Genomic DNA, 594 nt, shown 5'->3' with positions numbered 1-594 from the left:
GGATGCTTGTGCCGGCCGCCGTGATACCCGAGACATTGAAGGCGCCGTCCGCGATGACCCTGCTGGAATTGGCGATGGCGCCGGCGCCTGACAGCGCAAGGCCGCTGCCGGCCACGATCCGCGTTTCGCCGGCATAGGTGCTGTTCGCCTGCAGGCCGAACACGGTGCCACCGGTGATGGTCAACCCGCCGGTGCCGCTGAAACCGGACGTCGCGTCGGTGCCGACGGTGAAGCCGTTGGTATCGATGGTCAGTCCGCCCGCGAGAAGGTTGAGCTCTCCGGGATTGAATCCGTTGATGAAGGTCGCGCTGCTGGCCCCGGCGCGCAGGATGCCATTGTCGAAATTGGCCTGGCTCGCGCCCGGGCCGCCCCGCAAGAATGTGGTCTGCAGCGTGCCGCCCCCGCTGACGTTGAGCGTGCCGGAAGACGAGGCGCCGTTGCCCAGGGTCATGCCGGCCGCCGCGACGACTTGGCCGCCGTTCTGAATGTTCACCGTGCCGGTACCCAGAAAGCCGACAGACACAAGTCCGCCGGCCAACCATTGCGACCCGGGTCCGGTGACAGTGAGGATGCCACCGCTTGTGGCGTTAAGTC

Annotated in this window: 1 pseudogene; it reads right to left on the bottom strand. The window is 67.0% G+C overall.

Going from position 1 to position 594, the window contains the following annotated elements:
* Positions 1–493 (bottom strand): annotated as a pseudogene (locus AC1DU6_RS34920) (hypothetical protein); the annotation flags it as partial.
* Positions 494–594 lie beyond the last annotated feature (101 nt).

The sequence above is a fragment of the Roseateles sp. P5_B10 genome (assembly GCF_056400485.1).
This window is presented reverse-complemented; position numbering and strand designations above follow the sequence as displayed.